At 39.8% G+C, this 21,141-nt stretch carries 20 protein-coding genes; 17 read left to right on the forward strand and 3 right to left on the reverse strand.

All coding sequences use genetic code 11. From position 1 onward, the window contains the following. Window positions 1–25 precede the first annotated feature (25 nt). From LDB17_RS04015 to galB, 3 genes are all read left to right on the forward strand, one after another. The gene (locus LDB17_RS04015; RefSeq protein ID WP_252636696.1) at window positions 26–1,801 is read left to right on the forward strand and encodes a glycoside hydrolase domain-containing protein; all 1,776 of its coding nucleotides are present in this window, start codon (window positions 26–28) and stop codon (window positions 1,799–1,801) included. A gap of 32 nt (window positions 1,802–1,833) precedes the next feature. Next, entirely contained in the window at window positions 1,834–3,015 is a 1,182-nt protein-coding gene (locus LDB17_RS04020) for an anaerobic sulfatase-maturation protein (protein WP_252636697.1), read from the forward strand. A gap of 79 nt (window positions 3,016–3,094) precedes the next feature. Beyond that, window positions 3,095–5,542 carry a beta-galactosidase GalB gene (gene galB / locus LDB17_RS04025; RefSeq protein WP_252637008.1) on the forward strand — a complete coding sequence of 816 codons (2,448 nt, stop codon included), beginning with the start codon at window positions 3,095–3,097 and terminating at the stop codon, window positions 5,540–5,542. A 95-nt stretch (window positions 5,543–5,637) separates the two neighbouring features. Here galB and mobC read toward each other — a convergent pair whose 3' ends face one another. Genes mobC through mobA form a run of 3 tightly spaced genes read right to left on the reverse strand, consistent with a single transcriptional unit; the run spans window position 5,638 to window position 9,323 of the window. Further along, window positions 5,638–7,641: a conjugal transfer protein MobC gene (gene mobC, locus LDB17_RS04030; protein ID WP_252636698.1), complete on the reverse strand. Its 2,004-nt coding sequence runs from the start codon at window positions 7,639–7,641 to the stop codon at window positions 5,638–5,640. A gap of 28 nt (window positions 7,642–7,669) precedes the next feature. Beyond that, window positions 7,670–8,905 (reverse strand): conjugal transfer protein MobB, encoded by a 1,236-nt coding sequence (gene mobB, locus LDB17_RS04035; RefSeq protein ID WP_252636699.1) that lies wholly within the window; start codon window positions 8,903–8,905, stop codon window positions 7,670–7,672. After that, window positions 8,895–9,323 (reverse strand): conjugal transfer protein MobA, encoded by a 429-nt coding sequence (mobA, locus tag LDB17_RS04040; protein ID WP_252636700.1) that lies wholly within the window; start codon window positions 9,321–9,323, stop codon window positions 8,895–8,897. Before mobA ends, mobB begins: the two co-directional genes overlap by 11 nt. Window positions 9,324–10,495: 1,172 nt before the next feature. On the opposite strand from mobA, the gene LDB17_RS04045 reads away from it, so the two are divergent. The 14 genes from LDB17_RS04045 to LDB17_RS04110 all read left to right on the forward strand — a co-directional run. Then, window positions 10,496–11,281 (forward strand): ParA family protein, encoded by a 786-nt coding sequence (locus LDB17_RS04045; protein WP_252636701.1) that lies wholly within the window; start codon window positions 10,496–10,498, stop codon window positions 11,279–11,281. Continuing rightward, the gene (locus LDB17_RS04050; RefSeq protein ID WP_353846905.1) at window positions 11,265–11,690 is read left to right on the forward strand and encodes a DUF3408 domain-containing protein; all 426 of its coding nucleotides are present in this window, start codon (window positions 11,265–11,267) and stop codon (window positions 11,688–11,690) included. The genes LDB17_RS04045 and LDB17_RS04050 overlap by 17 nt, the downstream gene beginning before the upstream one ends. A gap of 14 nt (window positions 11,691–11,704) precedes the next feature. Further along, complete coding sequence (locus LDB17_RS04055) at window positions 11,705–12,007, forward strand: DUF3408 domain-containing protein (protein ID WP_252636702.1); 303 nt, start codon at window positions 11,705–11,707, stop codon at window positions 12,005–12,007. Beyond that, complete coding sequence (locus LDB17_RS04060) at window positions 12,007–12,405, forward strand: DUF3408 domain-containing protein (protein ID WP_252636703.1); 399 nt, start codon at window positions 12,007–12,009, stop codon at window positions 12,403–12,405. Before LDB17_RS04055 ends, LDB17_RS04060 begins: the two co-directional genes overlap by 1 nt. Beyond that, window positions 12,398–13,138 carry a hypothetical protein gene (locus tag LDB17_RS04065; RefSeq protein WP_252636704.1) on the forward strand — a complete coding sequence of 247 codons (741 nt, stop codon included), beginning with the start codon at window positions 12,398–12,400 and terminating at the stop codon, window positions 13,136–13,138. The genes LDB17_RS04060 and LDB17_RS04065 overlap by 8 nt, the downstream gene beginning before the upstream one ends. Before the next feature lie 252 nt (window positions 13,139–13,390). Then, entirely contained in the window at window positions 13,391–13,690 is a 300-nt protein-coding gene (locus LDB17_RS04070) for a DUF4134 domain-containing protein (protein WP_252636705.1), read from the forward strand. A gap of 74 nt (window positions 13,691–13,764) precedes the next feature. Further along, complete coding sequence (locus LDB17_RS04075; protein WP_252636706.1) at window positions 13,765–14,100, forward strand: DUF4133 domain-containing protein; 336 nt, start codon at window positions 13,765–13,767, stop codon at window positions 14,098–14,100. Continuing rightward, window positions 14,093–16,597 carry a TraG family conjugative transposon ATPase gene (locus LDB17_RS04080; RefSeq protein ID WP_252636707.1) on the forward strand — a complete coding sequence of 835 codons (2,505 nt, stop codon included), beginning with the start codon at window positions 14,093–14,095 and terminating at the stop codon, window positions 16,595–16,597. Before LDB17_RS04075 ends, LDB17_RS04080 begins: the two co-directional genes overlap by 8 nt. A 73-nt stretch (window positions 16,598–16,670) precedes the next feature. Further along, window positions 16,671–17,300 carry a DUF4141 domain-containing protein gene (locus tag LDB17_RS04085; protein ID WP_252636708.1) on the forward strand — a complete coding sequence of 210 codons (630 nt, stop codon included), beginning with the start codon at window positions 16,671–16,673 and terminating at the stop codon, window positions 17,298–17,300. Continuing rightward, entirely contained in the window at window positions 17,300–18,406 is a 1,107-nt protein-coding gene (gene traJ, locus LDB17_RS04090; RefSeq protein WP_252636709.1) for a conjugative transposon protein TraJ, read from the forward strand. The genes LDB17_RS04085 and traJ overlap by 1 nt, the downstream gene beginning before the upstream one ends. 113 nt (window positions 18,407–18,519) lie before the next feature. Then, window positions 18,520–19,143, forward strand: coding sequence for a conjugative transposon protein TraK (gene traK / locus LDB17_RS04095; protein ID WP_252636710.1), 624 nt, complete (start codon window positions 18,520–18,522; stop codon window positions 19,141–19,143). Window positions 19,144–19,191: 48 nt separating this feature from the next. Next, window positions 19,192–19,518 (forward strand): TraL conjugative transposon family protein, encoded by a 327-nt coding sequence (locus tag LDB17_RS04100; protein WP_252636711.1) that lies wholly within the window; start codon window positions 19,192–19,194, stop codon window positions 19,516–19,518. After that, window positions 19,511–20,800 carry a conjugative transposon protein TraM gene (gene traM, locus LDB17_RS04105; RefSeq protein ID WP_252636712.1) on the forward strand — a complete coding sequence of 430 codons (1,290 nt, stop codon included), beginning with the start codon at window positions 19,511–19,513 and terminating at the stop codon, window positions 20,798–20,800. The genes LDB17_RS04100 and traM overlap by 8 nt, the downstream gene beginning before the upstream one ends. 42 nt (window positions 20,801–20,842) lie before the next feature. Beyond that, window positions 20,843–21,141, forward strand: a 299-nt coding sequence (locus LDB17_RS04110; RefSeq protein WP_393924901.1) for a DUF4138 domain-containing protein, incomplete at its 3' end; no start/stop codon positions are given.

The following is a 21,141-nucleotide window of genomic DNA, read 5'->3' on the forward strand; positions in this document are numbered from 1 at the left end:
CTTGATTTAATAAAATAAGATATTTATGAAAAAACTATTTTTATCTATAATAGCATTATGCCTGTTATTAGTATTGACTAATTGCACAAAACAAAGACCTGTTAAAACCTGTCATACATTCCAGGAAATGAAAGATCCGACCAAGGATACTCTTTCAGACTGGAGTAGCGTAGCAAATGAAAGTTTACTAGCCTCATTTGTCAGTATCGACAACAAGTATCCAAAGTCTGAAATACCCGTTATAAATGGAAGCGTAGCTATCCAAAAAATCACAGGATGGAAAGGCGAAAGACTTTCAGCTCAGCTATTATTATGGTCGGCATCTGATGTAAATCAGGTTGAGTTAGAATTTGGCGATTTCGAGTCGGAAAAAGAAACCCTTCCGTCAGAAATAGCCAAAGCTCGTTTTGTCCGATATGTGATGACCGACGAATTTGCCGACGGTTGCGGCCATCGTAAGCCGGAAAACTATGCAGCCTCTTTAGCACCCGATATGCTTGACAACTTAGACTGTTTTGACATAGAAGCCAAAACGGTAAGACCAGTATGGATTACCGTTGAAATTCCACGTACAGCACAGCCGGGAAGTTATACCGGAAATATTAGTTTATATGCACAAGGTCATAAAACTCAAAACTTTGAATTACAAATGGAGGTATTGGATAAAACTCTTCCACCACCTTCCGAGTGGCAATTTCATTTAGACCAATGGCAGCACCCAAGTGCGGTAGCTCGAGTTCTCAACCTGAAACCATGGAGTGACGAGCATTTCGAAAAGATGAAGCCTGTGATGCAAATGCTGGCTGATGCCGGACAAAAAGTTATTACAGCCAATATAAATAAAGACCCATGGAATCATCAATGTTTCGATGCCTATGAAGACATGATTGTATGGACGAAAAACACCGATGGTACTTGGACTTATGATTATTCTATATTTGACCGATGGGTACAATTCATGATGGATATGGGTGTAAAGAAAATGATAAATTGTTATTCTATGGCACCATGGAATGACGAACTACATTACAAGGACGCCCAATCGCAAGAAACAGTTACCGTAATAGCCCAACCGGGTTCATCTGAATTTGAACAAATGTGGGGGCCATTTTTGCCGGATTTTGTCAAGCATCTAAAAGCAAAAGGTTGGCTCGAAATAACTAACATTGCGATGGACGAACGCAGCCCCGAAGCGATGAAAGCGACATTGGATGCATTGAAAAAATACGCTCCCGAATTGGGGGTAGCCTTGGCCGACAATCACAAAAGTTACCAAAAATATCCTTTTATCAAAGATATGTGTGTGGGTGCCGAAAGTCCCGTAGATTTGCAAGATATAGAACAACGAAGAGCAAAAGGACTTATCACGACTTTTTATATATGTTGTGCACATCCTTTTCCCAATCAATTCACTTTTTCTGATAGTGCCGAATCGGCTTATATAGGTTGGTTTACTGCTGCCAATAACTTTGACGGTTTTTTACGTTGGGCTTTCAATTCATGGGTAGAGAACCCTGAGACCGACTCACGTTTCCGCACGTGGCCTGCCGGAGATACGTACATTGTATATCCTGAGGCTCGAAGTTCGATACGCTACGAAAGACTGGTAGAGGGTATTCAGGATTATGAGAAAATACGAATCATAAAGAAACAGTTGCTTAAAAGCAACATTGGAGCAGATAGAAGTAAACTAGATAGACTCAATGCAGCTATAGCCAAATTAGGCACTGTAGAGCGAACCGATACATGGAATACAGACTTGAATGCAGCGAAAGCATTATTAAATAAATTGTCCGAATAGTAGAATCAAGAATTAAAATAGTCTTCAAATATATGAAACAATCCACATTTGCACCTTTTGCACAGCCTCTTTATGTGATGCTGAAGCCTGTTGGAGCCATCTGTAACTTGAGGTGTAATTACTGCTATTATCTCGAAAAAAAAGAACTGTATCCGGAAGACAAGAATTATACAATGTCTGATCGCTTGCTCGAAAAATTTATTGAAGAATATATCAATTCTCAATCAATGCCGGATGTTTTGTTCACATGGCATGGTGGTGAAGCTCTGATGCGGAATATTGGTTTTTACGAGAAGGCTCTTTACTTTCAGAAAAAATATGGAAGGAACCATAGAATACAGAATGCGCTACAAACCAATGGCACGTTGCTAACCGATAAATGGTGTAAGTTTTTTAAGGATAATGATTTCCTGATAGGTATCTCTCTGGATGGGCCTCAACATTGCCACGATAAGTATAGAAAAACAAAAGATAAACGCCCCTCTTTTTATCAAGTGATGAAAGGGATCGAGTTGTTGAAAAAGCATGAAGTTGAATTCAATATTTTGGCTGTTGTTAATGATTATAATGTAAACTATCCACTTGATTTCTATAATTTCTTTAAAAGTTTGGGCGTTCAGTTTATTCAGTTTTCTCCCATCGTAGAACGTATAGGTGGAGAGATGGCTCCTTGGAATGTTCCGGCTGATAAATGGGGCGATTTCTTGATTACAATATTTGATGAATGGGTCAAACAAGATGTAGGTAAAACATATATTCAAATTTTTGATGCCATGCTGGCAAACTGGGTTGGAGTAGAGCCAGGGGTTTGTATTTTTGCGAAAAAATGCGGTCACGCAGGAGTGATGGAATTCAACGGTGATGTGTATAGCTGCGATCATTTTGTATATCCCAAGTATAAGTTAGGAAATATATATAGCAAAACACTTATAGAGATGATGCACTCACCTGAGCAAATAAAGTTTGGCAATGATAAATATGATTTATTACCCCGGCAGTGCAAGTCTTGTAAATATCAATTTGCTTGTAATGGCGAATGTCCGAAGAATCGTATCATCAATACTATGGACGGAGAGCCAGGACTCAACTACCTATGCGAAGGGTTTTATAAATTCTATGATCATATAGCTCCTTATATGGATTTCATGAAGAATGAATTATCGAATGAACGTCCTCCTGCCAATGTGATGGAATGGATTAAGAACAGACTATAGAAAAAGAAAAATAATAATTAAATCAAAATAAAACATGAAGAAATTAGTTATTCACTGCCTCCTGACTCTTCTGGGAGGAATGTTTTTTACAGCACAAGCACAAGTGCGTACTGAGTTGATCTTTGAGAAAGGATGGAAGTTTTCGAGAGAAGACAACCCCGATTTTAACACTTCGGATTTTAATGATAGCAAGTGGCAAAGTGTAACTGTGCCTCACGATTGGGCAATCTATGGTCCTTTCAGTAGTGACAATGACATGCAAGAAATGGCTATTGTTCAAGATGGGCAAACCAAAGCAGAGCAACACGCTGGTCGTACAGGTGGACTTCCCTTTGTGGGAGTAGGCTGGTATAGATTAGAATTTGAAACTCCGGACTTTACGAAAGGCAAAACTGCTACGCTTATTTTTGATGGGGCTATGAGTAATGCCGAAGTGTATGTCAATGGAACCAAAGTCGGACACTGGCCTTATGGTTATAATAGTTTTCACTTTGATGTATCTAAATGTCTGAAAAGCGAGGGTAAAAACTCTTTGGCTGTGCGATTGGAAAATAAGCCCGAATCGTCTCGCTGGTATCCTGGAGCAGGATTATATCGCAATGTGCATTTAGTCATTAATCAGGATGCTTATATTCCGACTTGGGGTACACAATTGACAACTCCTATTGTTGAGAATGACTTTGCAAAAGTAAATATAAAAACTAAAGTTGAATATCCAACCGGAAAGTCTGCAAGTAGTTATAGCATTATAACCGAACTTTTGGATAAGAATGATAAGATTGTAGCATCAAACAAAAAATCACTAACGAAATTCGACAATAAAATTCTTGAACAAGATTTAGTGGTAGAAAATCCTCTATTATGGGATACCGAAAACCCAAACTTATACAAGGCTGTATCTAAACTTTACGAAGGTGATGTTTTGAAAGACGAATATACAACCTCATTTGGAATCAGAACCATAGAAATAATACCAGATAAAGGTTTTTTCTTGAATGGAAAAAGAACAGTCTTCAAGGGGTTGTGTATGCATCACGATTTAGGACCATTGGGTGCAGCTGTAAATGATGCAGCTATTCGTCGCCAAATACGCATCTTGAAAGAGATGGGTGCAAATGCGATCAGAACATCGCACAATATGCCTGCACCAGACTTGATAAAAGCTTGCGATGAAATGGGGATGATGGTAATGGCAGAGTCGTTTGACGAGTGGAAAGCTCCCAAAATGAAGAACGGCTACAATCTCGTTTTTGACGAATGGGCAGAGAAAGACTTGATAAATCTTATTCATCAATTCCGTAACAACCCAAGTATAGTGATGTGGTGCATAGGTAACGAAGTACCAGATCAATATAGAGGTGATGAAGGATCGAAACTATCGTTATGGTTACAAAATATTTGTCAACGTGAAGATCCTACTCGTTTTGTAACGCAAGGAATGGATGCTCCTGATGCTGTGATGAATAATAACTTTGGGGCAGTGATGGAAGTACTTGGTTTTAACTATCGTCCACACAAATACCAAGAGGCTTATAAGAAGCTTCCTCAACGTATAATTTTAGGTAGCGAAACTACCTCTACAGTTAGTTCTCGCGGAGTATATAAGTTCCCTGTGGAGCGTCAGCAGATGAAAAAGTATGCAGACCATCAATCGTCATCTTACGATGTAGAACATTGTGGATGGTCTAACCTGCCCGAGGACGATTTTATACAACATGAAGATTTACCATATTGTATCGGCGAATTTGTATGGACTGGATTTGACTATTTAGGAGAGCCCACTCCGTATTATACCGATTGGCCAAGTCACTCTTCACTCTTTGGAATTGTTGATATGGCAGGTATTCCAAAAGACAGATACTACTTGTATAGAAGCCATTGGAACAGAGAGAAAGAAACATTACATATTCTTCCGCATTGGAACTGGGAGGGACGCGAAGGAGAGGTTACTCCTGTCTTTGTATACACCAATTATCCTTCTGCCGAATTGTTTATAAATGGTAAAAGTCAAGGTGTGAGAACAAAAGATCTTTCAGTAACAGTCCATAATAGCGACAGCAAAGACTTCAAACGTCAAGAACGTTATCGCTTAATGTGGATGTATACTAAGTATGAGGCTGGAACAGTGAAGGTTATTGCTTATGACAAAAGTGGAAAAGCTGTAGCAGAGAAGGAGATTCATACTGCAGGCAAACCACATCACATAGAAATGGAGGCTGATCGATCTGTCATAAAAGCAGATGGTAAAGACTTATCTTTTGTTACTGTAAAGGTGGTAGATAAAGATGGTAACTTGTGTCCTAATGCACAAGATTTGGTTAAGTTTAAAGTTAACGGTGCCGGTAGTTACAGAGCGGGAGCAAATGGCAATAGTGTGTCATTAGACTTATTTCATGAGCCACAGATGCATCTTTTCAATGGAATGTTAGTTGCTATTGTACAATCTTCCGATAAGGCAGGAAAGATAGTATTAGAAGCTTCAATGAAAGGAATTCCAAAAAGTAATATAGAGATTCAGGTGAAATAAAATTGCAGGCTCTTTTATTAAGCACTAGTGCATAATCTGCACAATTTATGTAATGAAGCAGGGAATTAATCTCTGCTTCATTACATAGATAGTTATCAGTTCTTTATTAAATGCTTCAGACTGTCATCTTTCTTAATCCTATCTAGCTCTCTTTCCACAATCATTTTAGCATCTAGCTTTATCTGCCGATAATTATTCTCAATCTCCGCATCCATCCTATCAACACCATCTTCATTTATAAAATTAGTAATAATCGGTATTTTCTGATAAGCTTTGGTTTCAGTAGCTACTTTTGCATTATCTACCACAATTTCAGCATGAAATATTTTCTGTTCAATCCGCTCATCAAAATTATCGGACACCGAGCCTACAAACATTCCCTGAGTAAGATTCGATATTTTGGAAGCAGGAATCAAAGCATCTAGTTGCGTACTGATAGAAGTGGATGTGTCCTGCTTATTGATAGTGAGTGACTGGCGTTTCTGCAATACTTTACCAAAGCGATCCGAAAGCGTTTTGGAGGTTTCACCAACAACCTGACCGGAGAATATATTACCCACGGTATTAATAACTACCTTCGCTTCCTTATCGCCATAGTCACGATACAACTGACTAAAATCCTGAAAACCTAAACATACAGCCACTTTATTACTACGTGCTGTAGCTATTAGATTATCCAATCCTCTAAAGTACATAGTCGGTAACTCATCAATAATAACTGACGATTTTAGTTGCCCCTTTTTGTTAATAAGTTTCACTATACGGCTGTTGTATAAACCCAATGCTGCCGAGTAGATATTCTGCCTATCAGGATTATTTCCCACACATAATATCTTCGGCTCTTGAGGATTGTTGATATCCAGCGTAAAATCATTTCCGGTCATTACCCAATAGAGCTGTGGCGAAATCATTCTGGATAAAGGGATTTTAGCGGATGCAATCTGCCCCATCAACTGATCAGCAGCACCTCCTTGCCAAGCATCCATAAAAGGCGAAAGATAGTTTTCTAATTGTGGATAAGATGTCAGAATAGGGAAAATATCTTCGTAACGTTTATTCAAAAACTCAATGGTATGGGGAAAAGTACAATATTTTCCATTCTGATAGATTTTCAGGTACCAAATAATAGCAGCGAGTAGAATTATTGGAGATTCGACAAAGAAGTCCCCTTGTTTCTGTATCCACGTTTTATTGAGGTTCAACATAATCGTATAGGCTGATTCATAAGCATCCGATATGTCTGTCATAAATTCCGGAACTATGGGATTGCATCGGTGACTCTTTGCCGGATTATCGAAATTGATAACATAAAATTGAGGTGGGATTTCATACTTATCCAGATTCTTCTGTAATTCATTGTATGCTATGGTACTTAGATCATCGAATTTATAATCGTAAATATACATGCTAAAGCCTTTGGATAACTGCTGTTTAATGTAATTATTTACCACTGCATACGACTTTCCGCTACCGGGAGTCCCTAACACGATCGATGCCCGAAACGGATTGACCACATTGATCCACCCATCGTTCCATCTCTTCTTGTAGAAAAAGCGAGTTGGCAAATTCACTGAGTATTCATTCTTCATTAATCGTGTTTCCTGCATAAAAGATTCGTTTTCCAGATTGAAGACATCTTCCATCAAATTCGTTTTTAACAAACGGCTCATCCACAATCCAGCCATTAATAATAAAATATATCCAACTGTCATCGTCAAAATATAAAAAGCTGCATCAGCTACCAAAGGCAGAGGCAGGGTCAATATCCACCAGTTAAGGAAAAAGAAGATAAAGCCAAAGAACAGAAATACATATATCTTGCTCCATGTAATCTTTTCTTCTTTTACACCTTTCGTTCCCAGACAAGACAATGCCAGAAACACAACAGCAAACAGCTTTGTCCAAAGGATATTTGAAAATAAGCCAGCTGTATTCTGAAAGTTGAGCAGAATCTTATCTACGACTCCTATATTGATACCTGTCTCTCGAATGGATTGGTAGCAGAACCAATATATATGAATGACTACAAATAATATACTGATGGCCCGCATGAACTCCATCACTTTGGCTAAACCTCTCAAATCATCTTCTTGTTGCATAATTTCTAAATTTTAATTGATACTTTGATTATATTTTTGGACCACGAGGTCTTTTCTTCCTACGCTTCATCCGGTTAGAAAAGGCAATCTCTTCATAGTCATCACCATGTTGTTCCATAGAGAAAAGTCCGGCAAGGGATTCAACGGAACTGCCTTGTTCCTGAGAATGATTGTATATAAAACCTTTGTTCTGATCTTTATTCTCAATGTGATTATCATTTTTGTTGCCGAAAAATAGATTATGAAATACATTTGCCGAAAACTCTTTACCCATACGTGAGCCATTAAATACTGCTTTTTCCCCGTGGTCAATAAAGGTTACACCATAAATACGCTTATCATCATTTTCTCGGAATAATACTGAGATACTATTCCTCGCCAACTCTTTTTCAAACGCTTTGCGAGAGGGTCTGTCTTTTATTAGAGCAGACACTATATGCTTTGTCCGATTATATGCTTTCTTGTCCTTTAGCATATCTTTGGATATACCCACTCTTTTCTGCAAAGCATTGTAACCAACCTCCCGACCAATCAGAGATGCCTTGAATGGGTTGCCGACCTTTTTGCCTTTCTTATCTAATACTGAATATACTAGCCCATTATAGGTTTTGTTTCGAACCTCGCCTTTCACCTCCTCTACCGTTATACCATATATAGTAAGCAATGCCCGATACTCATTGATATTTTGAAAGTAATAGTCTCGTATTAAAGATTTGGCAATATTGGAAACTTGTTTTTTGATATTACCTTCTTTGATATTTATGGGCTTTAGAGAATAAGTATCGGACTGTTTTTGTTTCTCGGCAGGCATCAAATTATATTTTTGTTCCAGTTCCTTACAAATCTTCTCTGAACGTCTTTTTTCATAAGAGTCATCCAGTTTTTTGCCGTTCTCATTTACCCGTACAGAAACAATATGTAGGTGGTGGCGGTCGATATCTTCGTGTTTATACACTAGATAGGGTTGATCACTATAGCCCATCCTGTCCATATACTCCTGTGCAATACTGCTTAGCTGCTCGTTACTTAGCTTGTCATCGGGATGGGGATTAAGTGAGATATGCAGAACCGGCTTTTCGGTTCGCTTATTGGCTTCGAGATAAGGTTCAAAGGATTTTATATTCAGATACATATTATATGTGCCATCCACTTGTTGAATGATACGATTACCGAAAAGTATCTTCCCCTCGCCTTGTTCTACTTTCTCCTGATTGTAGGATAAAGCCCCAAAGAGTGAAGTCCCGCTGTTAATCTTAGCGATCATGATACTGTAGATATTTAGCTTCAAACTCGGCAGTAAGTGCAATTACTTTTTTATTTAACTGAGCCAATTCGATGGTTGCCTGTTCCAGCTTATAGAGAAAAGCGAGTGCTTTTTTCTCTGTGAAATTGACATTTAGTGATCGTACAATCTGATTATAATTGTTGGCAATTCCCCGAAATTGACCAAAGAATGTGGTCAATCGCATGTAATAATCGTGTATTCCCTTGTCAATTTTGACGATCTTTAGTGGCTTATCGAAGATACAGGAGGTAATGAAATGAGCCATTGCCGTCTTTCCCGATTGCTCAAAAAGAGATAAGAAGCGAGTTTCATCGGCTTCATTAAGGTAGAATACATGTTTTCTTTTCGCCGGATCTTGCTTGGGCAAGCGTCCGGTCCTGCGTTTGTTTGTTTTCATACATTGGATAGTTTGAATAATTAGTGACTATACAAAGGCTATACAGATAGCCTCATTATTTTACATTCAATCGAGAACTTCAAATCTTGCGACTTCGGAGTAAGATTCCCCCCGACTTTTCAAAGGAGTGGGCAAGATGGTTTCAAGTGCCTTGAAACAGTTTTGAGGGTACTCAAAACACATCTTGCTAATGTCTGACGACATTAAAAATCCGCTCGCTGGCGGATTGTCGTTGTAGCTAAAAGGGGATGACTTTTAGCTAAGCAGAATAGGAGTGATTTTTATAAATGCAGATACCTCAATTCTGCCATTCTTTTTTCTTTGCATGCTATAAAAACCGAAAACTGTTCTGTCGGGGACAAAGTTAGAGGCTTCATTATTAGTGTGCTAATAATCAGGGGTAGACAATGAACGCCAAACACTGCCAAAAGGGGAAATTAGAACTGTCAGATAAGGAGAAAGTAGAAATTGATAAGCATTTCACCCCAAAATAGATATTTAGATATGTTGATTTGATACTTCCGGCTTTCAAATGAAATGGGGTTACAATATTTACTCTGATTTCGAATATAAAGCAACAATAAAATGGTAAAAACGAGACGTCCTTTTCGAGGCTATTTTACAAAAAAGTAGCTGGCTTAAAATCGATTCTTCTCCGAATATTTCTCTCCCTTTTCCAATGACAGACTACCATATGAACGCCAAACACTGCCACCTATTCTGAAAATGAGCGTTTTATGGAATCTTTATTATTTATTTGCCAAACGGTTGATTCAGATAACCATTTCATTAGCAAAGAACAGAAGTATTACTTTGGGCAGACGGCTATATAATGTATCGGATATCAGCTTACCCGTATTGACGAATTGCCGTATTGGCAAAAAAGTATAGAAGTGGAAATGTACTGTAGTTAAGAAGTCATGAAGTTGTGAAGTTATAATGTGGCTCTTTGTATCAGCGGGAAATCGTATTTACACATTGCTGTTGAACCGGATATAAGCGAATACAGATATGCAGATACTTACGGTATTATATCCTTTAATAAGCAGATAACCTGATAGCCCGATAACCCTTTGAGTACCGATGAGCCTATCGACTGCTATGACAATACACTGTTGTAATTATTCATCATATTAAATATCCATTTTATTAACTAACTAATTCATTACCAAATGAAAGAAAAAAAGACCTTATTAGTTGCTTTCTCCACTCAAAAAGGCGGAGCAGGTAAAACTGTCCTGACGGTACTGACCGCCGGATATTTCCATTATGTTATAGGATATAATGTAGGAGTGATAGACTGTGACTTCCCGCAGTTCAGCACTTATAATATGCGAGACCGGGACCGGAAGATCGCAAGTACAATCGACCATTACAAACTGATGGCTTACAACCAGTTGAAAACACAGAACAGGAAACCCTATCCGATCCTTAAAAGTTTCCCTGCTGATGCTATCGTTGCAGCCGAGAAAATGATCGAAGAGTCTCCGATAGATTTGGATATACTGTTTTTCGATTTACCCGGTACGCTTAATAGCGAGGGGGTCATAAAAACTCTGTCCATGATAGATTTTATTATTACTCCGATCACTGCCGACCGGATGGTATTACAGAGTTCGTTGGAATTTGCATCCCTGCTCAATGACAATGTGATCTCCACCGGGAAGAGTAATATTCAGGGATTGTACCTTCTCTGGAATCAGGTCGATGCCCGCGAGCGAACCGACCTGTACGATACCTTCAATAAATTAATCGGTGAACTGGGGTTGCAGACACTGAAAACAACCATACCCGACCGTAAGCGTTTCCGGCACGAACTGACCGAAGAGGTCAGACCTGTCTTTCGCAGTACACTATTTCCTGTAGACAAGCAACTGCTAAAAAATACCAATCTGGACCTGCTGGCCGATGAGATTGAAGAACTGATAAAACTGAAAGCAGATGGGCAAGAAAGATAATATTATCCGCCGTGTAGAAGGTATTGACGAAAAAGAACTTCTGGAATCGATGGCCGATTGTGGGAGGGTGGAAAGTAAAACGGTGGCTGCTCCTGTTGAAAAAGAGATAAGGGAAAAAGAAAGCCAACAGGAAGAACCCGAGCAGGAAGAACGGAAAGCTGTGGCAAAACCAAGAGCCGGAAGCGGCTATCGATCAGCTTTTTTGCAACCTAAAGAGTTGAAAACAAGACAGTGTGTCTATATCAGTCAGGATCTGCATGAGACGATTTTGGCAATCGTCAAGGAAATAGCCGATAAAAATATGACTGTCGGTGCTTTTATAGACACTGTCATCAGGCAACATCTGGAGGATAACAAGCAGGAGATAAATACCCTGTATAAAAAGAAACGAGATGATCTAATTAAATAAAACTAAAAACAAAAATGGGAAACTTACATCAAAATCAACAAACAAATAATCACGGACAATCAGGACCCACCATTTCTGATAAACCAGGATACCGATTTACTTTTATAGAAAAATCGACAAAGCAGATACCCAGGCGTAAATGTGTTTATATCAAAGAGGAACTTGTTGATATTATTGGCCGTCTGGCAGCCGTCAAGCCGGGGCATAAGATAACGATAGGTGCTTATATCAGCACTGTTTTGGAGCATCACTTAGAATCCCATAGGGAGGAAATAGAACACTATTATAAAGAAAATATGCCTAATACCTTACTGTAATGGAAATATTATTATTGATTATATCAGTATCCACATTGATTTTAGGGCTTATAATCCTACAACAAGTCAAGGCCTATAGGCGTAATCCTTTAGGTAGGAAAGAAGTAGAAAATGAAGCTGTGGATATACCATCTGATCACCCAAATATCTCCATTTTGCGAAAAGGAGTACAAGTAGACTATGAATCTCTTTTTGTTAAGGAAACTCCAATTACAGGGAGGAAAGAAAAAACGACCTATTTGCGAAGCCAATTTTATAAGAAGATACAGCATATTATTCTCTGTTATGACAATCCAAACTTATCAGTGTTCGGATATATAGATATGGTGCTGACTCATCATTTTGAAATGTATGAGTCCGATATAAAGGAAATACTTAAACGAAAGGTAGATGAATAATCTTAAAATCAATAGTCAAATGGTACAACTAATAGTCGTTATCGCCTCCATCTTATTGGGTATGAGTCTTTATCCTATTTTGCTGAGGAAGTGGAAACAATTTGTCGATTGGCTGTATGTGACCACTTACGGAAAGACAAAAAATGAAGAGGTCAAAATTGAAAAGTCCAAAGAAATGACTGGAGAAGAGGATGAAATCGATTCAATTTTGGGCAAAAGTAAATTTAACCTACGCCAATCAACGCCAAACACTGCCACAAATTTGAATAATGAAAATCCTATTGAAAAAGAATCTACATTTGTCCCTCCGCCAGAAGACGAACCCGAAAAATTCGATGTGGATGTTCCTTTGGAAAAGGTAGAATCCCTATCCGCAGAAGAATTTGATTCGGAAACCGAACGGGAAGATTTGGAAAGTGAACATGATGCAGTAGTAGCCAGTGGAGCCAGCTTTGACGAATTAACACATACCAATCGAACCATCGCAGATAAACAAGCCTGTGAAACGGATAAAGATGAAGCCGGGCGTGTGCTTTATGAGAATCAGCAAACGGAAATGATTAAACAGGTGATAGCCAGTGGTGCGGAAACATCCAAAACTATTTCGACACTGATTGATACGCATCTGGCTATGCGTGCCCAACGTTTACGGGAGCAGCAACAGGGGCAGAAAGATAACGAAATCGCCTATCCCAATGATTTTAAAGATTTTGATATTGACAGTATATTTTGAGGTCACAGACTTCCTTTTATTATAACAAAACGATATGCCTATGGGAAAATAACTAAGACGAAAGAGTTCCTGTTCTCTAAAAATAGGTTTCACAGACGATGTGAATAAAACGGCTACACGAATAGTAGCATATGTAAAACTTGTCGTAGATTATGTAAATAAAACGGTCTGCGACCGCTAATTATCCAACTTATTTCAGTTTAACCCGCCGTGAGCGACCATCCAATCCTCACGGCACAATTACAAAAACGTATGAAGAAAAGAATCTTATTCTTTGCAGCTATACTCTTAGCTGCTACTACCACTATTTTCGCACAAGGAAACGGTATGCAGGGAATCACCGATGCTACCAATATGGTAACCTCCTACTTCGATCCGGCAACCAAACTCATCTATGCTATCGGAGCCGTTGTGGGACTCATCGGAGGAGTTAAGGTGTATTCGAAGTTTTCGAGTGGAGACCCCGACACTTCGAAAACTGCTGCCTCGTGGTTCGGAGCGTGTATCTTCCTTATTGTAGCTGCTACTATTCTTCGTTCATTTTTCTTATAAGAACCTCCTTTGTTCCCCCGAAAGGGGGAAACAAGGATTGTATATGAATTCAATAATTATTAAAACGAAGAAGAATGGAATATTGTATCAATAAAGGAATCGGAAAGCCCGCTGAGTTTAAAGGACTCAAATCGCAGTACCTCTTTATTTTTGCAGGAGGACTATTGGCTGTGTTTATTGTCTTTGTGATACTGTATATGATCGGTATCAGTCAGGTTATCTGCATCGGATTCGGAGTAGTTACTGCCGGAACACTGGTCTGGGGGACTTTCTATCTGAATGATAAATACGGCGAACATGGATTGATGAAGTTACAAGCTAGTCGTAATCATCCCCGATACATTATCAATCGCAGACACATCATACAGCTAATTTCAAGAATCCAAAGAAAGGAGGCCTCGCATGCGTAATACACTAAGTGCAGACACCTTAGAGAGCAAGTTTCCCCTGCTGGCAGTAGAACATGATTGTATCCTGAGTAAAGATGCGGATATTACTGTTGCCTACAAAGTGGAACTGCCCGAACTCTTTACCGTAACCTCCCCCGAATATGAAGCCATACATGCTTCCTGGACAAAAGCTATGAAAGTATTGCCCAACTACAGTATCATTCATAAACAGGACTGGTTTGTGGAGGAAAAGTATGAGCCACAGGTACAAAAAGAGGATATCAGTTTTTTGTCCCGTAGTTTTGAGCGTCATTTCAATGAACGCCCCTTTCTGAATCATACCAGTTATCTGTTTCTGACCAAAACTACCAAAGAGCGGGCGAAGCAACAAAGCAGCTATACGGCTCTGACACGCGGCTTTATCGTACCAAAGGAAATGCAGGATCGGGAGACGGCTCAGAAGTTTTTAGAATCGGTCGGACAGTTTGAACGGATTATTAACGATTCGGGATTTATTAAACTTATTCGACTAACCACCGATCAGATTGTAGGAACGAAAGATGAAGCCGGCATTATCGAAAAATATTTTTCCTTGTCACAGGAAGATACTACCTGTCTGAAAGACATGGCACTCGGTGCAGGCGAAATGAAAGTCGGTGATAACTATCTCTGCCTGCATACACTATCAGATGTAGAAGATCTACCGGGCAAAGTAGAAACAGATACCCGTTATGAACGGCTATCTACTGACCGAAGCGATTGTCGTTTGTCTTTTGCGGCTCCCATTGGGGTTCTACTGACCTGTAACCATATCGTCAATCAGTATATTTTCATTGATGACCATACGGCGAATCTAAAACAATTTGAAAAACAGGCTCGCAATATGCACTCTTTATCCCGTTACAGTAGGGGCAATCAGATAAACAAGGCTTGGATCGAAGATTACCTGAACGAAGCTCACAGCTTTGGATTGACTTCCGTGCGTTGTCATGTCAATGTTATTGCATGGAGCGAAGACAAGGAAGAACTGAGCCGGATTAAAAACGATGTGGGTAGCCAATTAGCACTGATGGAATGTAAGCCCCGACACAATACGGTTGATACTCCGACCTTGTTCTGGGCAGGCATTCCGGGTAATCAGGGCGATTTTCCGAGTGAAGAATCTTTCTACACCTTTATCGAACAGGCTTTGTGTTTTTTTGTAGAAGAGACGAACTACAAATCTTCGCCATCTCCTTTTGGAATCAAGATGGTCGATCGGGTAACAGGTAAACCGTTGCATGTGGATATTTCTGACCTTCCGATGAAAAAGGGGATTATTACCAACCGAAACAAGTTCGTATTAGGGCCCTCGGGTAGTGGAAAGTCCTTTTTTATGAATCACATGGTACGCCAGTATTGGGAACAGGGCACGCACGTCGTCTTAGTCGATACCGGAAATTCCTATCAGGGCTTATGTGAGATGATCCGTAGTAAGACCAAAGGTGAAGATGGGATTTACTTTACCTACACCGAAGAAAATCCCATTTCATTTAATCCTTTCTATACCGATGATAACCAATTCGATGTAGAGAAAAAGGATAGCCTGAAAACTTTACTGCTGACGCTCTGGAAAAGTGATGATGACAAGATTACCAAGACAGAATCGGGAGAATTAGGTAGTGCTGTGGATGAATATATCACAAGGATACAGACTGACAGAAATATTACTCCAAGTTTCAATACTTTCTATGAATTTATGCGGGATGAGTATAAGACAGCATTGAAAGAGAGGGAAATCGAGGTTAGTAAATCCGATTTCAATATCGACAATATGCTAACGACTCTCCGGCAATATTATCAGGGCGGACGGTATGACTTCCTGCTGAACTCGGATAAGAAACTGGATTTGCTCAATAAACGCTTCATCGTCTTTGAAATTGATCAAATTAAGGAAAATAAAGAACTTTTTCCTATCGTCACAATCATCATAATGGAAGCGTTTATCAATAAGCTCAGGCACCTGAAAGGCGTTCGAAAACAATTGATTGTAGAAGAGGCATGGAAGGCTCTTTCTTCCCCTAACATGGCTGATTATCTGAAATATATGTATAAAACCGTCAGAAAATATTTCGGGGAAGCAATTGTTGTTACACAGGAGGTAGACGATATAATTTCGTCTCCCATTGTCAAAGAAGCCATTATCAATAACTCGGATTGTAAGATACTGCTGGACCAGCGGAAGTATATGAATAAATTTGATTCGATACAGACCTTATTGGGTTTGACCGACAAAGAAAAGTCTCAGATACTTTCCATCAATATGTCGAATAATCCGAATCGGATTTACAAAGAAGTCTGGATAGGATTGGGTGGTATGCAGTCGGCAGTTTATGCCACCGAAGTATCGACCGAAGAATACCTGACATTCACAACAGAAGAGACCGAAAAGATGGAGGTCTTGCAGTTGGCGGATAAACTGGGCGGAGATATCGAACAGGCGATCCGGCAATTGGCTGAAAGCAAAAGAGACGGATAGGCTTTACTCTCTCAATGCTCTTTTTTGAGTGTAGCAAATTACAACTATTTACTTATTTAAAAATCAATTGAATATGAAAACAAAAATCTTCATGTTATGCGTGAGCCTTGTGCTTTTTTGTAGCAATATGAGTGCCCAGTGGACTGTCTGGGACCCGAGTAATTTCACTCAAAGCATTGTCAATACCAGCAAGCAGGTGGTGGAAACATCTACGACTGCGAAAAATATGATTAACAATTTCAAAGAAGTGCAAAAGGTTTATAATCAAGGAAAAGAGTACTACGACGCACTCAAATCTGTTAGCAATTTGGTTCGTGATGCCAAGAAAGTACAAAAGACTATCCTGATGGTAGGCGAGATATCGGATATCTATGTCAACAGCTTTCAAAAAATGCTGTCTGACCCCAATTATTCGGTAGAAGAACTCAATGCCATTGCTAACGGTTATGCCAAGTTATTGGAACAGAGCAATGATGTACTGAATGAATTGAAAGGAGTAGTAAATATCTCTACACTTTCTCTATCCGACAAAGATCGGATAGATGTAGTCAATAGCTGTTACGATTCAATGGTGGAATACCGGAATCTGGTTCGCTATTATACAAATAAGAATATCGGTGTTTCATACCTGCGTGCCAAGAAGAAAGGCGAGACAGCCCGTGTGAATGCACTGTATGGTAACCCTAACGAAAGGTATTGGTAATGGATTTCGAACAATTTCATCAGACACTGCGGACGCTCTACGACAGTATGATTCCCCTCTGTGGCAATATGATCGGGATAGCCAAAGGGATCGCAGGGCTGGGAGCTTTGTTCTATGTGGCGTATAGGGTATGGCAATCTCTGGCACGAGCTGAGCCGATAGATGTGTATCCTCTGCTTCGTCCCTTTGCTATAGGTTTGTGTATTATGTTCTTCCCAACAATTGTACTCGGAACAATTAACAGCATTATGAGTCCGGTGGTGCAGGGGACGAATGGTATGCTACAATCCGAGACATTGGATATGCAACGCTATGCCGAGATAAAAGACAAGCTGGAATACGAAGCCATGCGGCGTAACCCCGAGACAGCTTATCTGGTTGACAACGAAGTATGGGACACCAAACTCGAAGCGTTGGGCATTACGGACGTCGGAACAAAAGCCGGATTATATATCGAACGGGCTGCATATCAACTGAAAAAATGGATACGGGAAGCCTTCCGTGAGTTGCTGGAGATTCTTTTCAAAGCGGCTGCCCTGATTATAGATGTGATACGTACCTTCTTCCTGATTGTCCTTGCCATACTCGGTCCACTGGCGTTTGCCATATCTGTGTGGGATGGCTTTCAATCGACACTGACGCAATGGATCACTCGATATATTTCGGTATATCTGTGGCTACCTGTTTCCGATTTATTCAGTACCATATTAGCCAGACTTCAATCTCTGATGCTGCAATCGGACATTGACCGGATGCAGACCGACCCGAATTTCTCTTTGGACAGTTCAGATGTAATTTACATCGTCTTTCTGATTATCGGCATTGTCGGATATTTTACAATTCCGACTGTTGCCGGATGGATTATCTCTGCCGGAGGTATGGGTAATTTCGGTAAGAATGTAAATAGTACAGCGACCAAAGGTGCGGCAATGGCTGGAGGTTTTGGTGGTGCTGTTGCAGGAAACATTGCGGGAAGATTGAAAGGAAATGGCAGTTCCGGAAGTAGCAGTAGTAGCTATACCGGAAGTAGCAGCCAGCCACAAGGGAGGAATTATTCAACGGGGAACGGAGGACAATCCGGTTCTTCAAGAAGGACTTCTCAGTAATTAATAAATGAGTCAATTGTTTAATATGCCAATTTGCCAATGGGTTACAGATTATATGGCTCAATAATCTTCATTGGCACATCGGCAAATTTGCTAATTATCACATTGAATTTATGGAATTTAAATCATTAAAAAATATCGAATCAAGCTTTAGGCAAATACGCATATTCGGCATAGTCTTTCTCTGTTTGTGTGCTGCGGTCGCAGGTTATTCCGTATGGAGTGCTTACGATTTCGCAGAATCGCAACGGCGAAAGATTTATGTACTGGATAATGGGAAGTCACTGATGCTCGCCTTATCACAGGACCTATCACAAAACAGACCTGTGGAAGCTCGCGAACACGTCAGGCGGTTTCACGAACTGTTCTTTACCCTGTCTCCTGATAAGTCGGCTATTGAAAGTAATATTAACCGGGCATTAGTGTTGTCGGATAAATCGGCTTTCAATTATTATAAAGACTTATCGGAGAAAGGATTTTACAATCGAATAATATCAGGAAATATTAATCAGAGTATCCAAGTCGATAGTATTTCCTGTAATCTAGATGTATATCCCTATCAGGTGGCGACATATGCACGGCAAATGATTATCAGAGAAAGCAATATTACAGAACGAAGCCTGATAACAACTTGTAAACTGCTGAACTCCGTTCGCTCCGACAATAATCCGCATGGATTCACCATCGAAGCCTTCGAGATACGAGAGAATAAGGACATAAGAGTTCTTGACAGATAACAGTCCATTAATTCCCCAAAAGGAGGATTTGGGTAAATTACAAATTATATGAAAGAGAAACTAAAAGAACTCGGCTATTGGCTGGAGGACAAACTCAAAGATCTCTGTGGGGAGATTACTCCCGACAAACGATTGACAGTCATCCTCATTATACTTTTGATCTTTACTATACTAAATCTGTACTTCACATTTACGTCCATCAGTACTTGGGGGCGGAAACAGGAACAAAAGGAACAGCTCAAGATAGAGTATATGAAAAGACTGGAGCTGGAAAAAGTAAAGCCGAAAAAATTGGACTTTGACTTTTTAGACTCTGAACCGGATATAGAAATGTCAGATAGTATAAATTTTGAAAAAACAGAATCATATGGCTGATAAACCAAAACTAAGCGAAGAGCAAAAACAAAAGCTAAAGAAGTATGCGATTTTCGCATTGATGGCGGTAGTTTTTGCAGGATGTATCTGGCTGATCTTTGCCCCATCGGACGAAGATAAAGCCAAAGAGCAAATAGGTACAGGCTTCAATGCTGATATACCCGATCCCAAAAAGGATGGTATCATCGGTGATAAGAAAGACGCCTACGAGCAGGAACAGATGAAGGAACGACAGAAAAACAAGATGCAATCCTTACAAGGATATGCAGATATGTTGGAGAATTCAAAGAATGAGCGGGTAGTTATTGATTTTGAGGATGAACCGAAGCAATCAACCTCAAGGCCGAAAGCTCCGATTAACAATTCCGTATCGGCTTATCAGGACATCAATAAAACATTGGGCAATTTCTATGAAAAGCCCAAAGATGATCCTGAAAAAGAAGAGATGAAAAGGAAGTTGGAGGAACTTGAAGCAAAGATGAGCGAAAAGGACGACAAGCAGTCGGCGGTAGATGAACAACTTCTGTTGATGGAAAAGTCTTACGAAATGGCGGCGAAGTATATGCCACAAAATCAAGGTGAATCCTTTTCTGAGAATAACAACTCCTTGAAAAACAAGATTGATAACTACGGAAAGGACAGTTCTACCAAAAATGGAAAGACTACTGTTAGCCCCGTTCGGCAGATACAAAAGCAAACTGTGTCATCATTGGCTCAGAGTATCAGTAATGAAGAGCTGTTCCAAATGTATGACCAATCCAGAAACATGGGATTTAATACAGTGGGTGGTGAAGTTGGAGTCTCCACCAAAAATACCATTTCAGCAGTGATTCATGATAATCAGACAGTTATTGACGGACAAACAACCCGCTTGCGATTGGTTGAGCCGCTGGTAGCAGGCAGTACGCTCATTCCTGAGAATACGATTCTGACAGGTATAGCCAAGATTCAAGGCGAACGGTTGGACATTCTGATTTCTTCCATAGAATATGAAGAAACAATCATTCTGGTAGAGATGGTAACCTATGACACGGATGGGCAACGTGGCATCCACATACCGGGATCATTGGAAATGAATGCCGCCAAAGAGATTGTTGCTAATATGGGAAACAGTGTAGGAACAAGCTTTACCATGACACAGAGTACAGGGGCACAACTTGCTTCTGATCTGAGCAAGGGAGCAATACAAGGCGTATCAGCTTATATGCAGAAAAAGATTAGGCAAGTCAAGGTTACACTCAAATCGGGTTATCGCATTATGCTGATGCCAAAGGCTAATTAGGGGAATAAAAAAATAGTAATAAGAAATTCAAAACTAGAAACAATGAAGAAATATATTATTGCAATAGCATTGGTGCTGACATCAATAGCAGTCCATGCACAAACAGAACATACGAGAACGAACGATATGCAGGAAGATCTGCAACAGGTGCTTAAACCGACCTATGGGGATTATTACGAAGGCTTATCCAAGAAAATAACTTTCGACCGGATGATACCGCCTTATGGATTGGAAGTGACTTTTGATAAGACTGTCCATATCATCTTTCCTGCATCCATAAAATATGTAGACTTGGGTTCGAGCAACATTATTGCAGGTAAAGCCGGACCGTCCGAAAATGT

The organism is Dysgonomonas sp. Shenzhen-Wh21 (assembly GCF_043392705.1).
GTDB lineage: Bacteria > Bacteroidota > Bacteroidia > Bacteroidales > Dysgonomonadaceae > Dysgonomonas.

Bases quoted from the DNA above. Each gene is read 5' to 3' on its own strand.
- LDB17_RS04045 (WP_252636701.1), top strand. From the start codon at position 10,496: ATGAAAGAAAAAAAGACCTTATTAGTTGCTTTCTCCACTCAAAAAGGC.
- LDB17_RS04075 (WP_252636706.1), top strand. From the start codon at position 13,765: ATGGAATATTGTATCAATAAAGGAATCGGAAAGCCCGCTGAGTTTAAA.
- traK (WP_252636710.1), top strand. From the start codon at position 18,520: ATGGAATTTAAATCATTAAAAAATATCGAATCAAGCTTTAGGCAAATA.
- mobA (WP_252636700.1), bottom strand. From the start codon at position 9,323: ATGAAAACAAACAAACGCAGGACCGGACGCTTGCCCAAGCAAGATCCG.
- LDB17_RS04055 (WP_252636702.1), top strand. From the start codon at position 11,705: ATGGGAAACTTACATCAAAATCAACAAACAAATAATCACGGACAATCA.
- LDB17_RS04065 (WP_252636704.1), top strand. From the start codon at position 12,398: ATGAATAATCTTAAAATCAATAGTCAAATGGTACAACTAATAGTCGTT.
- mobB (WP_252636699.1), bottom strand. From the start codon at position 8,905: ATGATCGCTAAGATTAACAGCGGGACTTCACTCTTTGGGGCTTTATCC.
- traM (WP_252636712.1), top strand. From the start codon at position 19,511: ATGGCTGATAAACCAAAACTAAGCGAAGAGCAAAAACAAAAGCTAAAG.
- LDB17_RS04080 (WP_252636707.1), top strand. From the start codon at position 14,093: ATGCGTAATACACTAAGTGCAGACACCTTAGAGAGCAAGTTTCCCCTG.
- LDB17_RS04060 (WP_252636703.1), top strand. From the start codon at position 12,007: ATGGAAATATTATTATTGATTATATCAGTATCCACATTGATTTTAGGG.
- galB (WP_252637008.1), top strand. From the start codon at position 3,095: ATGTTTTTTACAGCACAAGCACAAGTGCGTACTGAGTTGATCTTTGAG.
- mobC (WP_252636698.1), bottom strand. From the start codon at position 7,641: ATGCAACAAGAAGATGATTTGAGAGGTTTAGCCAAAGTGATGGAGTTC.
- LDB17_RS04015 (WP_252636696.1), top strand. From the start codon at position 26: ATGAAAAAACTATTTTTATCTATAATAGCATTATGCCTGTTATTAGTA.
- LDB17_RS04100 (WP_252636711.1), top strand. From the start codon at position 19,192: ATGAAAGAGAAACTAAAAGAACTCGGCTATTGGCTGGAGGACAAACTC.
- LDB17_RS04050 (WP_353846905.1), top strand. From the start codon at position 11,265: ATGGGCAAGAAAGATAATATTATCCGCCGTGTAGAAGGTATTGACGAA.
- LDB17_RS04020 (WP_252636697.1), top strand. From the start codon at position 1,834: ATGAAACAATCCACATTTGCACCTTTTGCACAGCCTCTTTATGTGATG.
- LDB17_RS04085 (WP_252636708.1), top strand. From the start codon at position 16,671: ATGAAAACAAAAATCTTCATGTTATGCGTGAGCCTTGTGCTTTTTTGT.
- traJ (WP_252636709.1), top strand. From the start codon at position 17,300: ATGGATTTCGAACAATTTCATCAGACACTGCGGACGCTCTACGACAGT.
- LDB17_RS04070 (WP_252636705.1), top strand. From the start codon at position 13,391: ATGAAGAAAAGAATCTTATTCTTTGCAGCTATACTCTTAGCTGCTACT.